Origin of the sequence: Prevotella sp. AM34-19LB, from assembly GCF_003468525.1 — a bacterium.
GTDB lineage: Bacteria > Bacteroidota > Bacteroidia > Bacteroidales > Bacteroidaceae > Prevotella.
On the sequence record NZ_QSIG01000006.1, the window covers coordinates 20,481 to 42,310 of the forward strand.

Genomic DNA, 21,830 nt, shown 5'->3' on the forward strand with positions numbered 1-21,830 from the left:
TTCTTTGTATTTTTGCAAAAAATTAGGAAGGAATCAGTAAAAGGAGAGGAACCTTTCGTTCTATCCGGTTGCGCTTTTCCTGTAAATAAGTAACTAAACATAAAGATTAAATAAATGAAAAAGAACCTGTTCTTTGTGGGAGCCTTGATGATGGCTTCCCTCTCGATGATGGCGCAGACCAAGAATGGCGGCATCAATCAGACTATGCTCCAGCAGATGGAAAAAAGCCAGACTGGCGGTGTGACCAACAAGGCATTGTTTAACGCTATCGCTGGCAACAACATCGATGATCTCGTGAAGAATCATGCGAATGAGGCTCCGGTAGATACTCATTTCAGCATCGAGACTCCTTCTCAGAGCATCCATAACCAGAAGAGTTCCGGCCGCTGCTGGATGTTCAGCGGCTTCAATGTACTCCGTTCCAACTTTGCTGTCAACGACAAGCAGGGCAGAGTAGTAGAGTTCTCTCAGGACTATCTCTTCTTCTACGACCAGCTGGAGAAGGCTAACCTGATGCTCCAGGGTGTCATCGACCTCGGCAAGAAGAGCCTGGAGGATCCTCAGGTGCAGTTCTTCTTCAAGAATCCGCTCAATGACGGTGGTACTTTCTGCGGTGTTGCCGACCTGGCTAGCAAGTACGGTCTCGTACCAATGAGTGCTCAGCCAGAGACTTATTCCAGCAACAATACTTCCAAGATGAGCCGTCTCATCAGCAGCAAGCTCCGCGAGTATGGTCTCGAACTCCGCAAGATGGTAGCCCAGGGCAAGAAACCTGCTGCTATCCAGGCTCGTAAGACCGAGATGCTCGCTCAGGTTTATCACATGCTCAGCCTTACTCTGGGTGAGCCGGTGAAGGAGTTTACCTATGCTTTCCGCGACAAGGATGGCAAGCAGATTGGTGAGGCTAAGAAGTATACTCCTAAGAGTTTCTATGAGGAGACTGTTGGCAAGGACCTCAACGGTACCTTCATCATGGTGATGAACGACCCACGTCGTCCTTATCACAAGACATACGAGGTAGAGTACGACCGCCATACCTACGATGGTCATAACTGGAAGTACCTGAACCTGCCTATGGAGGAGATTGCGCAGCTCGCCATCGCTTCCCTGAAGGATGGTCATAAGATGTATTCCAGCTACGATGTGGGCAAGCAGCTCGACAGAAAGCGTGGCTATCTGGCACTCGACAACTTCGATTATGGCAGCCTCTTCAACACTTCATTCCCAATGAACAAGGCTGACCGCATCGCTACTTTCGAGAGCGGTTCTACCCATGCCATGACTCTGACAGCGGTAGATCTCGATGCTGCCGGCAAGCCTGTGAAGTGGAAGGTGGAGAACAGCTGGGGTGCTGACAATGGTTTTGGCGGTTGCTTCATCATGACCAACGATTGGTTCAACGAGTACATGTTCCGCCTGGTAGTAAACAAGAAGTATGCTTCTGAGCAGCTTCTGAAGGAATTCGACCAGAAGCCAACCATGTTGACTCCTGACGATCCTTTGTTCCAGTTGGAGGATTAATACCTATCTTATTATGTTAGAGAAAAATAAGCGGGAGCGCATCATTGCGCTCGTCAACAAGGAAGTTGTGCCTGCCATCGGCTGTACCGAACCGATGGCTGTGGCTCTTTGTACAGCTAAGGCTGCTACCACTTTGGGTAAGCGTCCGGAGCGCATCGAGGTACGCTTGAGTCCTAATATGCTCAAGAATGCGATGGGTGTGGGTATTCCTGGAACCGGTATGATTGGTCTGCCTATCGCAGTTTCGCTCGGTGCCCTCATCGGAAAGCCTGAGTATGAACTCGAGGTTCTCAAGGATCTTACTCCTGATACCCTGGAGCTGGGCAAGCAGTATATCAAGAATGCAGACATCAACATCAAGCTGAAGCAGGGCGATGTAGATAAGCTCTATATCGAGGTAATCTGCTATGCCGGCAACGGCAGAGCTACTGCTATCATTGCCGGTTCTCATACCAACTTTGTGTATGTTGAGCGCAATGGTGAGGTGGTTTTCGACAAGCGTGATGGAGCTGCGGCTGATGTGGAGGATGACGATATCCAGTTGAATCTCCGCTTGGTTTACGAATTCGCAACCACCGCTCCGCTCGATGAGATTCGCTTCATCCTCAAGACTAAGGAATATAATATGAAGGCTGCCGAGGAATCTATCAAGGGCAACTATGGCCACTGTCTGGGTAAGACGATGGACCGTCCTTTGAGCCGTGGTATCTTCGGCAACAACATTTTCTCGCATATCCTCTCACGCACCGCTTCTGCCTGTGATGCCCGAATGGGTGGAGCCATGATTCCGGTGATGAGTAACAGTGGCAGTGGCAACCAGGGTATCTGTGCCACCAATCCGGTGGTGGTTTATGCCTTGGAAAACGAGAATACCGAGGAAGAGCTGATCCGTGCCTTGATGCTCAGTCACTTAACGGCCATCTATATCAAGCAGAGCCTGGGTAAGCTCTCAGCTCTCTGCGGTTGCGTGGTAGCCAGTACGGGTAGCAGTTGCGGTATCACCTATCTGATGGGTGGTGATTTTACCCGTATCTGCAACTCAGTCAAGAATATGGTGGCAAACCTTACCGGTATGATCTGCGACGGAGCCAAGCCAAGCTGTGCCCTGAAGATTTCATCGGGTGTGAGTACAGCCTTGCTTTCTGCTCTTCTTTCCATGGAGGGTAAGTGCGTAACTTCTGCCGAGGGTATCGTGGATGATGATGTGGATAAGTGTATCCACAACCTTACCTCTATCGGTGCCGATGCGATGAAGACCACCGATGATATGGTGCTTGATATCATGACGCATAAATAATTAGGTATCATGACGCATAAATAATTAGGTATCATGACGCATAAATAAATAGAAGTGTAGATTTTACGTTATTTATAAATGGAAGACCATAAAGGCTCGCAAGAATCTCTCTTGTGAGCCTTTTTTTGGAATGTTTTTCTACTTTTTTGCTTAAAAAGTCTTAAAATAATGAATTTTGTTTCATTAAAAACCAGTTCGTATTAAAATTTAATATATCTTTGCAGCGGCTAACTTAAATTAATAAGGATTAAATAACATTGGCTAACTTCAATAAGTAGGCCGAATAACATCGGCTGAATTAAATGATTGGACCAAATAACATTTTTTAAACTATATCTTATGATTAGACAACTATTCACAGTAAGTTCTATGATTATGGCTCTTGGTATGACTCCTTCTCTCGCATATGGGGGGGTGACTCACATCCAGGAAACTAATCAGTCCAAGAATGGACAGTGCACTGGTACCATTATTGACCCTACAGGTGAGCCAGTAATTGGTGCTACAGTTACAGTTAAGGGAAAGCAGGGTGGAACCATCACCGATTTGGATGGTAAATTCTTGCTTACTGACGTTCAGCATGGTGCAACAATCTGTATCAGCTACATTGGCTTCGAACCAGTGGAGATGGTATGGAAGGGTGGTGCCATCAATGTAACCATGAAGGAAGACAACAAGACTCTGAATGAGGTCGTTGTTGTCGGTTACGGTACACAGAAGAAGGTTAACGTGACAGGTGCTGTCAGTATGGTCAACAAGGACGTTTTGGAAAATCGTCCTGTTACAAGTGTAACACAGGCGCTGCAGGGTGAGGTTCCTGGTTTGAACCTTTCTGTCAGCAACTCTGGTGGTTCACTTGATGGTTCCATGAATATCAACATCCGTGGTACAGGTACCCTTGATAGCGGTTCTAACTCTTCTCCTCTTGTTTTGGTGGATGGTGTTGAAGGCGATTTGACCAACATCAACCCTAACGACGTTGAGAGCATCTCTGTATTGAAGGATGCTGCTTCATCTTCTATTTACGGTTCTCGTGCTGCATTCGGTGTGATCCTCGTTACAACCAAGAATGGTAACAAGGGTAAGGTGAATGTAAGCTATAGCGGTAACGTGAGATTCAATCATGGTATCGGTATCCCAGAGATGGCAAACTCTGTTGAGTATGCTAAGATGATGAATGCTGCCCAGATTAACGGTGGTGGTCAGGCTCACTTCTCTGATGCTCAGATTCAGAAGATGCAGGATTACATGGATGGCAAGCTTCAGTATCCTACAGAGAGAAACCCTAACAGTAATACTTGGAACTGCTGGGATGCTTCTTATGCTAACACCAACTGGTTTGACGTATATTACAAGGATTGGGCTACTTCTCAGGAACACAACCTCAGCCTCAATGGCGGTAATGACAAAACTCAGTGGTATATCAGTGGTAACTTCATGGGACAGAACGGTTTGCTCAATGTGGGTAAAGACCGTTTGAACCGTTATACTTTGAAGGGTAAGATTACTACAGAGCTTGCTAAGTGGGCTAAGGTAACTTATAATACAAGCTGGACCCGCCAGGACTTCGAGCGTCCTAGCTATATGAACGGTTTGTTCTTCCACAATGTTGCACGTAAGTTCCCTACTCAGCCAGTAACAGATCCTAACGGTCACTACATCAGTGAGAACGAAATGGAGCAGATGGAGAATGGTGGTATTCAGACCAAGAACAAGGACTTCTTCACCAACCAGCTTGTATTCGTTTTCGAGCCTATCAAGGATTGGCACATCAATGTAGAAGGAACTCTCCGTGTATATAACAACTGGGAGCACTGGGATGTATTGCCTGTATTCTACTACGACTGCGACAACAACGCTATTCCTATGCCTTGGAGTATGGGTAGCAGCGATTATGCAGCAGGTCAGACCCGAGTAAACGAGTATGTTTATAAGGAGAACTACTACGCTACCAATATCTATTCTGATTACTCTCATTCATTCGGCGACCATAACTTCAAGATTATGGGCGGTTTCAATGCCGAGAAGTATGCTGTACGTAATATCAGCGGCCAGAAGGATGGTCTTTACACACCTTCTCTTCCTTACTTGTCAACAGGTTCAGCTGCAGACCAAGTAAGTGGTCATCCAGATGAGATGGCTGTAGCCGGCTTCTTTGGTCGTTTGAATTACAACTATGCTGATAAGTATATGCTCGAGGCTAACATCCGTTATGATGGTTCTTCTCGTTTCGTAGGTGGCAAGCGTTGGGGTACTTTCCCTTCTTTCTCTGGTGGTTGGAACATTGCTCGTGAGAAGTTCTTCGAGAAGATTTCTGATGCTACTACTATCACCAACTTGAAGTTGAGAGGTTCATGGGGTGAGCTGGGTAATACCCGCTTGAAATCATGGCACCCTACATATAGCTCTTTGGGCGTAGGTACCAAGTATGGTTGGATTGTTGGTGGTGCATTGCCTAACTGGGCAAGCAATCCAGGTCTTGTAAGTGCTAGCTTGGGTTGGGAGACTATTCGTTCTTGGAACGTGGGTCTTGACTTCGGTCTCTTGAACAACCGACTCACTGGATCATTCGAGTACTTCGTACGTAGTACCCTCGACATGGTTGGTCCAGCTCCTGAGCTTTCTTCTGTATTGGGTACAGATGTTCCTGCTGAGAACAACTGCGATATGAAGTCTTATGGTTTCGAGTTCCAGATTGGTTGGCGCGATAATATCAAGGACTTCAAGTATGGTGTTAACTTCAATATCTCAGATGCACAGCAGGAAGTAACAAGTTATCCAAATGAGAGCAAGTATCTCGACAAGTACTATAAGGGTCGCAAGTTGGGTGACATTTGGGGTTACACAACTATCGGTATCGCACAGACTGATGAGGAAATGAAGGCTCATCTGGCAAAGGTTAATCAGAGCGCTCTTGGTTCTAACTGGGGTGCTGGTGATATCATGTATGCTGACCTCGATGGTGACGGTTATGTAAACAGTGGTGCTAACACATTGGAGGATCATGGTGATCTTCGTATCATTGGTAATGATACTCCACGTTTCAACTTCGGTCTGAATCTTGATGCAGCTTGGAAGGGATTCGATATCCGTATGTTCTTCCAGGGAACTATGAAGCGTGATCTTTGGTTGGATGGTATCTACTTCTGGGGTGCTCAGGGCGGATTCTGGCAGTCTAACGCATTCAAGGAACACTTGGATTACTGGACACCAGAAAACAAGGGTGCATACTATCCACGTCCTCTCTGGGATGGTCGTAACAGACAGACTCAGACACGTTATCTCCAGAATGGTGCTTACTGCCGTCTGAAGAACTTGACATTCGGTTATACATTGCCTAAGACTATCACTTCTAAGGCTGGTATGCAGAGCGTACGTGTTTATATGTCTTGTGAGAATGTCTTCACTATCACAAGCTTGAGCAAGATTTTCGACCCTGAGAATATTGGTTCTCTCTATGGTGGTTCAGGTAAGACCTACCCATTGCAGAGCACTGTATCATTCGGACTTAACGTAAACTTCTAAAAATGTCATTGATTATGAAACTATCATATAAGAAATTATTTTCCGCCGCATTGTTGGTGAGTGCTACTGTGGGCTTCTCTTCTTGCGATGATTGGTTGGATACACCACCACAGAATGCGGTAACTGCAAATGATTATTTTGCTAATGCAGACCAGCTCGCCGCGTATGCTATTCAAAATTACGGTGGCCTTTTCGGCCGCGGTGGTGCTTGGAACATCGGTTCTCCATATTTGGATGATAACAACACTGATAACTCTATTGGCAACTCCCCTTCGCAGTCACGTTATACCGTGGATAACTGGAAGACAGGCAATAGCGGTAGCTTGAATACAGACCTGATTCGTAACTGCAACTACTTCTTTGAGCAGGTGTTGCCTAAGTACGAGGCTGGTAAATATACTGCCAATGTGGATTTGGTGAAGCACTATATCGGTGAGATGTATTTCACACGTGCATACACTTATTTTGCTCGCTTGAAGACTTACGGTGACTATCCTATCATCACAAAGGTTCCTGTAAACAATCAGGAAGACTTGTTGTCTGTAGGTAAGCGTATGCCTCGTAATGAGGTGGCTGACTTCATCTTGCAGGATCTTGATAAGGCTATCGAGATGTTGAAGGATAAGGGTTTTGCTAACAACAACCGTATCAACAAGCAGGTGGCTCAGTTGGTTAAGTCTCGTGTAGCTTTGTATGAGGCTTCTTATGAGCGCTACCACAAGGGCTCTGGTCGTGTGCCAGGTGATGCTGAGTGGCCAGGAGCAAAGGTTCATCCAGGTTATACATTTGATGTTGACGCACATGTTAAGGACTTGTTGGGTCAGGCTATGGATGCAGCTAAGGCTGTAGCTGAGAATATCACTCTTGCTCAGAACACAGGTGTTCTTGATCAGGTAGATCCAGCTTCTCCTGTTGCTGGTATCAACCCATACTTCGAGATGTAGCTTTGCAGGATATGTCTGGTGTGGATGAAATCCTGATGTGGAAGGCTTTCGGTGAGATTGATGGAAAGGCTATGACTAATGGTATCGCTTCATTTATCACCAGTGGTTCTTGCTATGGTTTGATGAAGAGCTATGTGGATAACTTCGTGATGGCTAATGGTCTTCCTATTTATGCTGATGGCTCTGGCTATCACGGCGATGAGACTATCGACAAGGTAAAAGAGGATCGCGATGGTCGTTTGCAGTTGTTCTTGTTCGGTGAAAGCAACTGGTTGCCATTGTTCAGCACTCAGACAGAAGGTGTGAAGTTTACTCCTTATATCGGTGCTGCTCATGAGCAGCAGTTGGACGTAACTGGTTATCGTATGCGTAAGGGTGAGAACTTCGACAAGACACAGAACGTAAATGGTAAGATGATCGGTACACAGGGTATCTTTATCTTCCGTGGTACAGAGGCTTTGCTTAACTATCTGGAGGCTCAGTACATGCGTGACGGTAATCTCGATGCTACTTCTCAGAAGTACTGGAAGGCTATCCGTAACCGTGCTTTGGTTGACCCTGACTACAACAAGACTATCGCTGCTACTGATATGACTAAGGAAGGCGAGACCGATTGGGGTGCTTACTCTCATGGTCAGTTGCTTACCGATAAGACTCTCTACAACATCCGTCGTGAGCGTCGTTGCGAGTTCATCGGTGAAGGTATGCGTTGGGACGATCTCGTTCGCTGGTGCGCTATGGATCAGTTGAAGACCAAGAAGTATATCCCTCAGGGTGTTAACTTCTGGACAAGCATGTTCGAGACTGCTACCAATAATGGTTTGGATGATTCTAAGGTTACTTGGATTGAGGGACCTGTTGATGAGAAGGCTAACGTTTCATCTCGTGAGGATGGTAAGTATCTCTGTCCATTCCGTGTACGTGGTAACAACCCGGTTTATGATGGTTATACATGGATGGAGGCTCACTACAACTCTCCAATCGCTATCCGCGAAATCGAGCTGCTCTCTCCTGATGGTTCTATTGAAAATTCTGAGTGCTATCAGACATGGGGTTGGTCAACCAAGCCTAATGAGCCTGCGTTGAAGTAATAATGAAGCTTTGAATAAGCAAAGAACAAGCTTTTGATAAAATATAGATAAAGCTGATATAAATACAAAAAAGGCTCGCAAGAAGTTTCGATTTCTTGCGAGCCTTTTAAGATTAAGAAATATTAAAAAACTGGCTTTTCCTTGGAGATAATCGCGGATATGTGTATATTTGCACCATCCGATAATCGCGGATATGTGTGTATTTGTGCTATCCGATAATCGCGGATAGGTGTAAGAAACGGAAAATATTAATCGCGGATAGGTGTATTTATCCGATATTATTAATCTAGGATAGGTGTAAATTATGAGAAGAAAAGTATATGATCAACTCAAGAAATGGAAAGAAGAACAGAACGGAGAAAGTGCTGTTCTTGTCAATGGGGTGAATGCCGCAGGCTGTAGCTAAATTTGTAGAAACCAGAGATTTCAATAAGGTGGATCGTGTGAAGCGCCAAATTCTTAAAAAATGGAATGGTAGTTCATACGAATAATAAATGCTGCACTTATGATAAAAAACGGTTCGCAAGATGGGGCAATCCATCTTGCGAGCCGTTTTTATCTTTTACATCACCAGGCTATCTGGATTCATCAAGAAATCCAACAGCCCCATGGTGAGGATGCCGTTCTCGTCTCGCCATAGCTTGATGTCATCTTTTACGATGATAATCTTCTTGAACGAATCGTTGATTCTTAACAAGGAAGCCATCTCTTGCTGGCGTTTTTCCTCATCTGGCAGAGCTAGGGCAGACTGTATGTAATATCTTTGGCTTCCTTCGTTCACCACAAAGTCTACTTCTAGCTGCTTGCGTTGCCATTTGCCATCTTTGTCCACGAAGCGTTGTTCCATCATGCCCACATCCACCTTGCATCCACGGCGGCGCAATTCATTGTATATGATGTTCTCCATGATGTGAGTCTCCTCTTGTTGGCGCAGTCCTAATATTGCATTTCTGATGCCAAGGTCGGAAAAATAGAATTTTGATAAGTTGCCTATGTACTTCTTGCCCTTGATATCGAAACGGATAGCCTTTTCGATGAGGAAGGCATCTTGCATGTAGTCTAGATACCGGTCGATGGTGGCAGGGCTGATGCCTATCTTCTTTACGCTCTTAAATGTGTTCGATAGTTTGGCAGGATTGGTTGGTGCGCCGATACCTGAAGCAATGATTCTTATCAACTCCTCAAACTCAGCCTTGTTCTTAATCTTATGTCGCTCAAGAATATCTATCAGATATACGCTCTCGAAGAGATTGGTAAGATAGTCTAACTTCTTCTTCTCAGTATCTAATGCTAGAACATGTGGAAGACCCCCATAGGTATAATAGTCTTTCCAAGCATCTCTAGGATTTTGTCCTGTGCCTTCACAATATTCAGCCAAGGAGAGAGGGTAGAGGTGTATCTCATCGCCTCGACCACGAAACTCGGTGATGATGTCGCTCGACAGAAATTTGGAGTTGCTGCCTGTTACGTATACGTCAGCATTCTCAATGCGGAGCAGGCTGTTGAGCACTTCCTCGAATCTAGGAACCAGCTGTACTTCGTCGAGAAGAATATAGTACAAGTCATCATCAATCATCTTGGCTTTGATGTATCTGTAGAGTGTGAGTGGCTCTCTGAGTTCTGCATTTTCGATGTCATCGAGTGCTATCTGGATGATGTGGTCTTCGAGCACAGCATTGGCAATCAGATGTTGCTTGAAAAGCGTAAAGAGTAGATACGACTTTCCACATCGTCTGATGCCGGTAATAATTTTTATCAGCCCATTCTGCTTCCCGCTGATGAGCTGTTGTAAATAGAAGTTTCTTTTTATCTGCATATTCTTTTCTCTTACGTCATTTTTTTGGCAATGTTGCCACTTTTTCGCTGCAAAGATACGGCTTTTTCCCTTAAAAATGGCGATCTTACGTCATTTTTTGGCAATATTGCCACTTTTTCTCCGCAAACGAAAAGGTTGTTCCTTTAAAAATATGCTTGATTAGGGCGATAACTCGTTTTTTTAGGAGCTATCGCCCCAGTTCAGATGTTAATACACAAAACGCTCGCAAGAAGTTTCGATTTCTTGCGAGCCGTTAATGTATATATTTATTTCTCAATAATTACACGAGTGTAGCAACGACTTCTTCACGAGTACCTGGCAACATATCGATGACAGGAATCTCTGGCATGGTGTAGCAACCTGGCTGGAGACGGAAGGAAGCGCGAGCCACGTTAACCAATACCTGAGCGGTGAGGGCAGGGTTGTTGATGCTCATGTTGAACTCGAAACGCTGGTTCTGGGTCTTGCCAGATACACCCTTGCGAACGAGGTTCACACCATGACCCATATCCTTTACATCATCTACAGATGCTACGGCGAATACGTGAGTCTCATCGTGAGCGAAGTATGGGTCAGCCTTGATCTCTGCAGTTACATCCTCAAGCTTGGCACCTTCCTCCAACTCTACATAAACCATACGGCGGTGGATACCCTCGCCCAATGGGATAGTAACAGAGAGCGCTTCCTTGACGCCCTTCTTGCTACGGACGCAAACAGAGTGTCCCATGCTCATACCAGGACCGAAGTTGGTATAGGTCAATCCCTTTGGAGCCAGACTTTCCATCAATACACGTACGATAGAGTCTGAACCTGGGTCCCAGCCGGCAGAGATAACGCTTACCTTGCCAGCCTTCTTGCAGTTCTCCATCTGCTTGGTGCGATAGTCAAGGATGCTGGTGTGGATATCGAAGCTATCTACGGTGTTGATGCCGAGTGCAACGATCTTCTCTGCATACTCAGGGCAAGAACGGGTAGGAGTAGCGAGGATAGCAACATCTACATCCTTCAACTTGGTGATGTCATCTACTACCTCATAGTTAGCCAACTCTGCTGGTTTGTCCTTAGCACCCTGGCGACGAACGATACCTGCGATCTCGAAATCAGGAGCTGCTTCGAGAGCTTCTACTGTAAACTTACCGATGTTGCCGTAACCTACTACGGCTGCTCTAAACTTTTTCATTTGATGTATTTATTTCTTTTATATTGTTGTTTATTTTGGATAATTCTTTCCTGATATCTATTTCCGGTTGCAAAAGTATAGCTTTTTCTTGAAATACGTGACGTTTTAATAGATTTTTAACTCATAAAACTTGCAAAAGGTAATAAAATCATAGTTTCTAGGTAGAATGAAGGGGGAATTGTAAGGGTTCTAGAACAGATTCCTTACAGTTTCGTGATTTCAAGGATTTAAGAGAATGCCTTAGTTCTTCCTATTCTGTTTGTCGATGGATAATGAGTGATTTCTTTCCGCTCCTGATTAAATTAGCTCCTACTCTTAGGGAAAATTGTTTCTACCCTTAAGGAAAAATAATTCTTCCTTTAAAGGAATTACTTTCTACCCTTAAAGGAAATTGTTCCTGTACCTAATAGAATTCTTCGTTCATAAGTTTTGAATGTAGGTTCAAAAGTATTGAATGTACGTTCATAAGTATTGAATGTCGGTTCAAAACTTATGAACGGAGATTTCTTCTAGTTCTAAAAACAATTTCCATAGGGGATAAAGGCTTTTTCTTATAGGGGCGTCAGCAATATAATCCTATGCCGGATACAATAAATCCCTATTCCGTGCGTTCATATTATTATAATTAATTTATGAAAGAGGTATAACCAAGTGTTTAAATAGTAAGGAGAAAATAAAAATGATAGAATATATTCATGGCGATCTGACCGAACTGACTCCGGCAATGGCAGTAGTAGAGACTGCAGGAGTGGGTTACGGACTCAATATTTCGCTCAATACCTATACTGCCATTCAGGGCAAGCAGGAAGTAAAACTCTACGTGCATGAGGTTTTGGTGGCAGGTGGAAGAGATGACTCTTTCACCCTTTTCGGTTTCGCCTCCAAGCAGGAGCGCGAACTCTATCGACAGCTCATCACCGTATCGGGTGTGGGAGGCAATACGGCGAGAATGATTCTCTCGTCGATGTCGCCAAGCGAACTCTGCAATGTGATTTCTACAGGCAACGACAAGATGCTGAAGACCGTGAAGGGTATCGGATTGAAGACCGCTCAGCGCATCATCATCGACCTGAAGGATAAGATCGTGAGTCTGGGCATCGCCGATGAGCTGCCGGCTAATGGCGGTAATGTGGTGATGGTGAACAATGATATCAAGGATGAGGCTGTCAGTGCCCTCACCATGCTCGGCTTCTCACCGGCACCTTCTGCCAAGGTAGTAGTGGATATCCTGAAGGCGCAGCCGGATCTGCCGGTGGAGCAGGTTGTAAAGCTTGCCTTGAAGCAAATTAAGTAACTTCAGGCTGAAGCAAATCCGGTAACTTTATGAAGGGGCAAAGAATCTTTTATTTTTTGATGGCTTGGCTGATGGTGGCAACCTTCGGCTACGCCCTCGCTTTGCCTTTTCCGCAGCAAGACAAACAGCAAGATAAACAGCAAGATAAACAGGAAAACAAACAGCAAGACAAGAAGCTTCCAAGGCACCAGCCCATTCAGGTAGATGAGGATACGATTCCTGATTCCCTGCTGCATCCCCGTTGGAAAATCCAGCTTACCCAACCTTATTCCCTGAGCGATCTCTACCAGAGTCCACTCGACCTCAAGCGTCCTGATGCCCTCCGGTATCAGGTCATCTACAATGATACCCTCAACCGTTATGTCATCGGCAACAGGATGGGCAATACCTGGCTTTCGGCTCCCATCATGCTCACTCCTGATGAATATATGAAATGGACGGAACAGAACGAGCGCAATGCCTTCTATCGCCAGAAAAACAATGAAATCTATCAGGCGAAGGGCAAGGAGAAGTTCGATTTCTCTGATATGCACTTCGATCTGGGACCTGCCGAGAAAATCTTCGGTCCCGGTGGAATCCGTGTCAAGACCCAGGGTACTGCCGAACTGAAGTTTGGTATCAACAAGAAGAATATCGACAACCCGTCGCTGCCTATCCGCAACCGCAAGACCACGATGATGAACTTTGATGAGAAGATCAATCTCAACGTGAATGGAAAGGTGGGCGATAAGATGAATCTCAACCTGAATTACAACACCGATGCCACCTTCGACTACGATGCCCAGAACATGAAGCTGAAGTATGATGGCAAGGAAGATGAGATTATCAAGCTGGTGGAGGCGGGCAATGTATCCTTTCCCAGCAACTCCTCGCTCATCAAGGGCGCCAGCAGTCTTTTTGGTGTAAGAACCGATATGCAGTTTGGCAAGCTCAAGCTGCAGACGGTGTTCTCGCAGAAGAAGTCGGCTTCCAAGAGTGTTTCGAGCCGGGGTGGCGTGCAGCTTACTCCCTTCGAGCTTAATGTGGCAGATTACGAGGAAAACCGTCACTTCTTCCTCTCTCAGTATTTCCGCAGTCATTATGATGCCTGGATGCAGAAACTGCCGAATCTGCTGACGGGTATCACCATCAACCGTGTGGAAATCTGGGTTACCAACAAGACGGGAACCACCACGAATACCCGAAACATCATCGCCCTGACCGACCTGGGAGAAAACGAGAAGGTGAGCAACCCGATGTGGGGGGCAGGAGGAACGATGGTGCCGGCTAACAATGCCAATACTGAGTATGTATCGATGACAGGTCGGTTTGCCGCTGCCCGAGACATCAACCAGACAGCCTCTGTTCTGGAAGGTGGCGGACTGATAGGCGGCAGCGATTTCGAGAAGCTGGAGAGTGCCCGTCTGCTCAGTTCCTCTGAATATACCGTGAACCAGGCGATGGGATATGTTTCGCTGAAGTCTGGCCTGCAGACCGATCAGGTTCTTGCCGTGGCATACGAATATACCTATGGCGGAGTGACCTATCAGGTGGGCGAGTTTGCCTCGGATATCACCGATACCAAGCAGGCTCTCTTCGTGAAGTCGCTGAAGAATACCGGTTGCAATCCACAGCAGGGCAACTGGGACCTGATGATGAAGAACGTATATTATCTCTCTTCGCAGGTGGAAAAGGATAAGTTCCGCCTCGATGTGAAATATCAGAGTGATACAGCGGGTGTCTATGTCAACTATATTCCGGAAACGCAGGTGAAGAACCAGCCTATCATCCGTGTGCTGGGTGCCGACCGACTCGATAACAACAACAAGGCGCGCAGCAATGGTTACTTCGATTATGTAGAGGGCTATACCGTATCGAATGGTCGCGTGTTCATGCCGAAGGTGGAACCGTTCGGCAGTTATATGCAGGATTATCTCGTGAAGAAGGGCGTGTCTGAGGAGCAGGCAGAGAAGTATGCCTTCACCGAACTCTATGACAGTACGAAGACCATTGCCAGGCAGATAGCCGAAAAGAATAAGTATCTCATCGTGGGACAGTTCAAGGGTTCGGCAGCCAATGTCATCTCCCTCGATGCCTACAATGTGCCGCAGGGGTCGGTAGTGGTAACGGCAGGTGGCGTTACCCTGAAGGAGGGTACCGACTACTCGGTGGATTACAATGCCGGAGAGGTGACCATCTTCAACCAGAGCATCATCGATGCCGGTACGGCGGTCAACGTCTCCCTGGAGAGCAATACCGATTACGGGCAGATGAGAAAGACGATGGTAGGATTCAACTGGGAGTATGAATTCTCCAGGAATTTCCAGATCAGCGGAACCTTGCAGCATCTCTCGGAACAGGCGCTTACCAACAAGGTGGCGATGGGCAGCGAACCGCTGAAGAATACGCTCTGGGGCATCAACCTGAACTGGAAGAAGGAGAGCCAATGGCTTACCAACATGCTCGACAAGATACCGTTCCTGCATCTCACCCAGCCTTCCTACATCTCCTTCAAGAGTGAGTTTGCCCAGCTTCTGGCGGGCGAGGCAGGAGGAGTGCAGGACAATGCTTCGTATATTGATGACTTCGAGAATACCAAGGGAACCATCGACGTGATGACTCCTACTTCGTGGGTTATCTCCAGTGTGCCGTCGCTCAATTTCAAGGATGATTACAATGACAAGACGGGGTTGACCAGCGGTTTCCATCGTTCCCGTCTTGCCTGGTACACCATCGATCCGCTCTTCACTCGACGGGGAAGTTCGCTCACTCCGGGTCATATCAAGAGCGACCTCAAGCAGTTGAGCAACCACTATGTCAGAGAGGTGTATGTAAAGGAGCTTTTCCCTCTGCGCCAGCAGAGCACCTATCAGGGAGCCACCAGCACCCTGAGTGTTCTCAATCTGGCTTACTATCCATCGGAGCCGGGACCTTACAACTTCAACGTATCCGATCTGCAGTCGATGGTACCCTTGCCAATCCGTCCCGCAACTGGGGTGGAATGATGCGCAAGCTGGATACCAACGATTTCGAGCAGGCAAACGTGGAGTATATCGAGTTCTGGATGCTCGATCCGTTTATCTATTCCCGCGAAAAGGCAGATGCAGCCGACTATGGTGGCGACTTCTACATCAACCTGGGCGAGGTGAGCGAGGATATCCTGCGGGATGGCAAGAAGTTTTATGAGAGCGGAATGCCGGTGGATGGCAGCAACAGCTTCACCTATACGCAGTGGGGTAAGATTCCTACGCAGAGCACCGTGACCTATGCTTTCGCCACGACGAGCGGAAGCCGTGCCCTACAGGATGTGGGATTCAATGGTCTGACCGATGCCGAAGAGCAGGAATTCTACAAGAGTGCCTATCTCAACCAGATACAGGGAAAGGTGAACCAGGCGGTGTTCGACAGTATCTTTGCCGACCCAGCCCGGGATAACTATCACTATTTCAGAGGCTCTGACTGGGATGAAATGCGTGCGCCCATCCTTCAACGATATAAGTATATCAACAACCCTCAAGGCAATTCGCCTGACAGCGAAAGCCGTACCGAGAGTTATGATACCTCCTATAAATCGACACCGGATGTGGAGGACATCAACCAGGACTATACGCTGAACGAATATGAGAAGTATTTCCAGTATCACGTGAGCATCCGTCCGGAAGATCTCGTGGTGGGCAGCAACTTCATCGTGGATAAGCGGGAATACACCCAGACTTGGCGAGACAACACGAAATCCACGGTTACCTGGTATCAGTTCCGCATTCCTGTGGATGAGTTTGAGAAGCGCCAGGGAAACATCAATGATTTCTCCAGCATCCGCTTTATGCGAATGTTCCTCACCAACTTCAAGAAGCCTATCGTGCTCCGTTTCGGTACGCTTGACCTGGTGCACAGCAAGTGGCGTACCTACGACCAGCCGTTGGGTGCAGCCAGTGGCGGAACCTTGGAGGCGAGTGCAGTCAGTCTGGAGGAAAATGCCGAGAAGACACCGGTCAACTATGTGCTTCCTCCGGGTATCAGCCGCGAACAGGACCCATCGCAGCCACAGCTTGTCGAGGCAAACGAGCAGGCGCTGAGTCTGGTGGTGAAGGATCTGACCCATGGCGAGGCAAAGGCGGTATATAAGAACTCTACCCTCGATCTCCGCCAGTACAAGCGCATCCAGATGTTTACCCATGCCAATGCCCTGGAGCAGAACGCCACCAATCTGAAGAACGACCAGCTGGCGGTCTTCATCCGTCTGGGCAGCGACTATAAGAACAATTACTATGAGTATGAGATTCCGCTCAAGCTGACCGAACCTCGCAACAATTATAACCGCAACAGTTCTGCCGACAGAAAGCTGGTCTGGCCGGAGGAGAATATGCTCAATGTAAACCTGAGCGTATTTACCAGTCTCAAGAAGGAGCGAAACAAGGCGAAGACTGCTGGCATGGCTTCCTATATGGCACCTTATATGATGATGGATGCAGAACATCCGGCAACCGGATCACCATCGTGGGCAATCCGAGCCTGGGCGAGGTAAAGACGCTGATGATAGGTGTGAGAAACAATTCGGATGAGGTGAAGAGTGGAGAAGTCTGGGTCAACGAGCTCCGACTTCTGGAGCATAACAACAAGGGAGGATGGGCAGCCAATGCCAATCTGAACGTGCAGCTCTCCGACCTGGGTAGCGTGAATGCCACCGGCCGCTATATGAGCGAAGGCTTCGGCGGTCTGGAAGACGGTGTGGCTAGCCGCAGCACCGATAATTATGGTACCTATAGCGTGACCACCTCGTTGGAGATGGGTAAGTTCTTCCCCGACAAGGCGAAGGTGAGCATACCTTTATATTATAGTGTGACGAAGGAGAAGACTTCTCCGAAATACAATCCGCTGGATACGGATATGGAACTGAAGGATGCGCTGGATGCCGCCGGTTCGAAGGCTGAGCGGGACTCTATCGAGAACATCGCCGTGACCAAAGTCACCCAGACCAACTTCTCGGTATCCAATGCCCGGGTAGGTATCGCCACCCGTCGTCATCCGATGCCTTATGATCCAGCCAACTTCTCGTTTACCTACAGTCATGCCCATCAGCATACCACGGGTGAGACCACGGTCTTCGAGAATCGGGACAACTGGCGCGGAGCCTGGATTATTCCTGGACACCAATCTATAAGGCGTGGGAACCTTTCAAAAAGTGGAAGAACAAGAGCAAGTGGCTCGACATTCTGAAGCGATTCGGATTAAACTGGTTGCCTCAGAACATCGCCTTCAATACGGAGATGACGCACGAAACCTATGAGCTGCAGGAACGCGATATGGAGAGTACGCTCAATTCGCAGCTGCCGCTCACCGTGAGCGACCAGTTTCTCTGGAACCGCGAGTTCTCTCTGCGTTGGGATCTGACCAAGAACCTGCACATGAACTTCCAGAGTGCTACCCATGCACAGGTAGATGTGCCTTATCCGGATGTGAATGCTGATCTCTATGCCGACCAGTATCATGCCTGGAAGGATTCGGTGTATCGGAGTTCGGTATGGCAGAGTGTGAAGAGCTGGGGTACGCCGCTCGACTATAGTCAGAATTTCACGGCATCCTATAAGTTGCCTATCCATCTGCTGCCAGTCTTCGACTGGGTGAATACCGATGCCTCCTACAACGCCAACTATACTTGGGAGCGAGGCACGGAGGATGAGAACGGCAACTCGTATGGCAACACCATCAACACCCAGCGCGAGCTGACGATTAACGGAAGCTTCGACCTGGTGCGCCTCTACAACCACATCCCATTCCTCAAGAAGGCGAATGACCGATTCAACCGCTCGATAAGCAGGAGTGAGATAGAGAGGAAGAAGAAGGAGAAGGAAGCCAAGCGGAAGCAGGCTTTGCTGAAGAATGCCCAGCAGAAGAACGATATGCAGAAGAATGGGCAGAAGAATCAGGTAGATCTGGCAAAGGCGCTTCCGAAAAACAGGAAGGCTTTCGAGAAAGAAATCACCCTCCTGCCGGATACTACCCTGCTCATCAGACATGGCAAGAACAGCAAGCGACTCATCATCTCTGCCAAGACGGAGGATGGAAAGGTGTATCATCTGAAATATAAAAAGGTGGATAACAACCAGATCCGTATCAAGTCGAAGGTGGATAGCATGATGAAGCTGAAGATTACGGTGATGCCGAAAGAGCCGCTCGATAACGAAAAATGGTATCGGACAGCCCAGACGGCAGCCCGACTGGCAATGATGCTGCGCAAGGTGAGCTTCACTTACCGCAACAACTATCAGATGCTTCTGCCGGGCTTTACTCCTAACGTGGGTGATGCCTTCGGACAGAAGAAAGTAGGAACGATGGCGCCGGGACTGGATTTCGCCTTCGGACTGGTGGATGACAGCTATATAGGAAAGGCAAGAGACAACGACTGGCTGCTCTGCAACGACTCGATTGCTACGCCGGCTACTACCAGCAAGACCGAGAATCTGCAGTTGCGTGCCACCCTGGAACCGGTCAAGGATTTCAAGATAGATCTTTCTGCCACCCGCACCATGACCACGCAGAAGAGCATACAATATATGTATGAGGGTACACCGACCACCCAGAGCGGAACTTTCCAGATGACTACCATCTCACTGAGTTCGGCTTTCGAGGGAATCGGAAATGCCAACAGTGGTTATCGCAGCAGGACTTTCGAGAAGTTTGTCAACTCGCTCGATGGTTTTCGCCAGCGGGTGGAGTCGCAGTATGCCGGAACGGTATATCCTGTGGGTTCTACCTTGGGTGGAGGCAAGTATGATGCTTCCCGCACACCGGTTAATCCGTATAGTGGTGATGTGATGATTCCTGCATTCCTCAATGCCTATACCTCGATGGGTGGCAGTTCGCTCTCCATCTTCCCGGCATTGAGCCGGCTCTTGCCAAACTGGACGGTGCGCTATAGTGGCTTGGGCAAGTTGCCTTGGTTCCGTGATCACTTCAAGAGTGTGAACATCAACCACGCCTACAAGAGCATCTTTGCCGTGGGCAGCTATAGCAGCTACAGTACCTATCAGGAGTATATGAATGGTCTGGGCTTCGTGACGGATGCCTCTACGGGCAATCCATCGCCTAGCAGCATGTTCAATGTTTCGCAGGTGAGCATCAACGAGGCATTCTCGCCATTGCTCGGTATGGATGTTACGCTGAACAACAATATGACCATCAAGGGTGAGTATCGCCAGACCCGAGTGCTGAACCTCAGCATGACGAGTGTACAGGTGAATGAGGCGCTGAGCAAAGACTGGGTGGTAGGTATGGGCTATCGCATCAACAACTTCAACCTCTTCGGTGCTCCAAAGGCACACAAGGTGAAGGGAAGAACGGGTGCCCGGCAGAACAGCAGAAACGGAAGCAAGGGCAAGAATCAGACCCAGAACTACGGTCCTAATCACGACCTGAACCTGCGTCTCGACTTCAGTTTCCGCAAGCAGGCAGCCATCGTCCGTGATATAGCCACGATGACGAGCAGCGCCAGCAGCGGCAACAATGCCCTGAAGCTGAGTTTCACGGCTGATTATACCTTGAGCAAGATGCTCACCATGAGTTTCTACTATGATCGCCAGACCAATACGCCGCTCTTGTCGAGCAGCAGTTATCCTACCACCACGCAGGATTTCGGTCTGAGCATCAAGTTCTCGCTGACGAGATAATGTTTTTATCGCCCAACGGCGGTGCAAAGGTACAGCAAAAAACAGACATTGTATTTTGCAAGGTTGTCGCTGGTAGGGCAGGTAATAAACCTGCCTACCAGCGTATTCTTGCTTTATAAGAATGGCGTCATGTAAATCGGAACCAAGAGTGTTTGCCCATCTTTCTGCAGATCTTTGGTGTAAACCAAGTACGGATGTACTATCCTATCGGAGAATTTTAGACAGAAAGCATCAAGCGAGGCATGCGTTTTGTATCCAGACGACTTGACCTCTATAGGGCACAACTTACTGCCGCGTGACAACAAAAAGTCGATTTCGTAAGAATGCGTGGCATCCTTTGGAAAAGTATAGTAAAAGAGCCTGTTGCCTGAGGCTCTCAGCATTTGGGCAACCAGATTCTCAAATACGTATCCCATGTTGGTGGATAGCTTGTCGCTCAACAGTTTCTGGTAGATGATGTTCTCCGTATAATCCTTGTCCCAGAAAGCCAAAGTTACGAATAGTCCCGTATCGCCTATGTACAGTTTGTACTTGTTGATGTTGGCTGTCAGTGGCATTCCTACATTCGGATCATCCGTGTGGTACGCAATGTTAACCGTCTTGCTGTCTTCTAAGTTGAGTATCAACTCATCTATTTTCTCAGCAGCCATTCTTCCTACAGCAGAAGTAGGCTGATAGCGGAGCTGGTTCTTGCTCAATTGGGCTGGGATAGACATGAATAGTTTGGATATTTTGCCCGATGGGTCTATCTTTCTGAAATCATCAGCATATAGTTGGAGAATCTGTCGCTTAACGGTATCTACTTGCTGTAGATTGTTAGTGTTAAGATAAACATTGACAGCTTGTGGCATTCCTCCTACCAACATATATAGGCGTAGTTCTCTCATCTTCAATCTGTTGACTCCCTCGCCTAGAGATATTTTCTTATCGAAAACTTGACGCAGCAGAGGCACGCTAGCCGTGTCTCCCATGGCCCATCTGAACTCTTCGTAATCCATCGGAAACATCTCGATACGATGTTCTTCGCTAGGGATACTAATGTCCTTAGTGCTCTTATGTATGCTGATAAGTGAGCCAGTCTCTATATAGTCATATCTACCGTCTTTTACCAAATACTTGATGGCTTGTCGGGCTTTCGGACATTGTTGTACCTCATCGAAGATGATAACCGACTTTCGCTCATGCAATGTTTTATTGTAAGCATTCTGCAGGAAAAGAAATATGAAATCCATATTCATAAGATCATCAAAGAGTGCTTTTACTTCCTTGGAAGCCTCATTGAAATCTATCAAAATGTATGATTCGTATTCATTCTTGGCAAATTCTTCTACGATAGTTGACTTTCCTATACGGCGAGCACCCTCTACAAGGAGGGCTGTACTTCCCTTGGAAATTTCCTTCCATTCAGCCATTTGGCTATATATTTTTCTCTTAAATACCATATTCTCCATATTTTCAATGTCTTATGGGTGCAAAGTTACATAAAAAATATGTTTTACCAAAATCTTTTTGGCGA

The 21,830-nt window shown here is 47.2% G+C and carries 7 protein-coding genes and 2 pseudogenes; 6 read left to right on the plus strand and 3 right to left on the minus strand.

Translation table 11 applies throughout. From position 1 onward, the window contains the following. Positions 1-114: 114 nt before the first annotated feature. The 4 genes and pseudogenes from DW830_RS03070 (at position 115) to DW830_RS17245 (ending at position 8,378) form a co-directional block, all read left to right on the plus strand. Positions 115-1,521, plus strand: coding sequence for an aminopeptidase C (locus DW830_RS03070; protein WP_119248823.1), 1,407 nt, complete (start codon positions 115-117; stop codon positions 1,519-1,521). Positions 1,522-1,534: 13 nt separating this feature from the next. Beyond that, a complete protein-coding gene (locus DW830_RS03075; RefSeq protein ID WP_119248824.1) occupies positions 1,535-2,818 on the plus strand; it encodes a serine dehydratase subunit alpha family protein in 1,284 nt (427 codons plus the stop codon). Between the two features lie 339 nt (positions 2,819-3,157). Then, on the plus strand, positions 3,158-6,343 hold the full coding sequence (locus DW830_RS03080) for a SusC/RagA family TonB-linked outer membrane protein (RefSeq protein ID WP_119248825.1): 3,186 nt from the start codon (positions 3,158-3,160) through the stop codon (positions 6,341-6,343). Between the two features lie 14 nt (positions 6,344-6,357). Then, positions 6,358-8,378 (plus strand): annotated as a pseudogene (locus DW830_RS17245) (RagB/SusD family nutrient uptake outer membrane protein). 562 nt (positions 8,379-8,940) lie between these two features. Here DW830_RS17245 and DW830_RS03090 read toward each other — a convergent pair. Together DW830_RS03090 and DW830_RS03095 are read right to left on the minus strand one after the other, a co-directional pair. Next, positions 8,941-10,194 (minus strand): ATP-binding protein, encoded by a 1,254-nt coding sequence (locus DW830_RS03090; RefSeq protein WP_119248826.1) that lies wholly within the window; start codon positions 10,192-10,194, stop codon positions 8,941-8,943. A gap of 280 nt (positions 10,195-10,474) precedes the next feature. After that, positions 10,475-11,374: a diaminopimelate dehydrogenase gene (locus DW830_RS03095; protein WP_089543756.1), complete on the minus strand. Its 900-nt coding sequence runs from the start codon at positions 11,372-11,374 to the stop codon at positions 10,475-10,477. A 679-nt stretch (positions 11,375-12,053) separates the two neighbouring features. On the opposite strand from DW830_RS03095, the gene ruvA reads away from it, so the two are divergent. Further along, positions 12,054-12,668 (plus strand): Holliday junction branch migration protein RuvA, encoded by a 615-nt coding sequence (ruvA, locus tag DW830_RS03100; protein ID WP_089543755.1) that lies wholly within the window; start codon positions 12,054-12,056, stop codon positions 12,666-12,668. A 29-nt stretch (positions 12,669-12,697) separates the two neighbouring features. Next, positions 12,698-20,314 (plus strand): annotated as a pseudogene (gene sprA, locus DW830_RS03105) (cell surface protein SprA). Positions 20,315-20,427: 113 nt separating this feature from the next. Here sprA and DW830_RS03110 read toward each other — a convergent pair. Further along, the gene (locus tag DW830_RS03110) at positions 20,428-21,756 is read right to left on the minus strand and encodes an ATP-binding protein (protein ID WP_119248868.1); all 1,329 of its coding nucleotides are present in this window, start codon (positions 21,754-21,756) and stop codon (positions 20,428-20,430) included. Between the last annotated feature and the right edge of the window lie 74 nt (positions 21,757-21,830).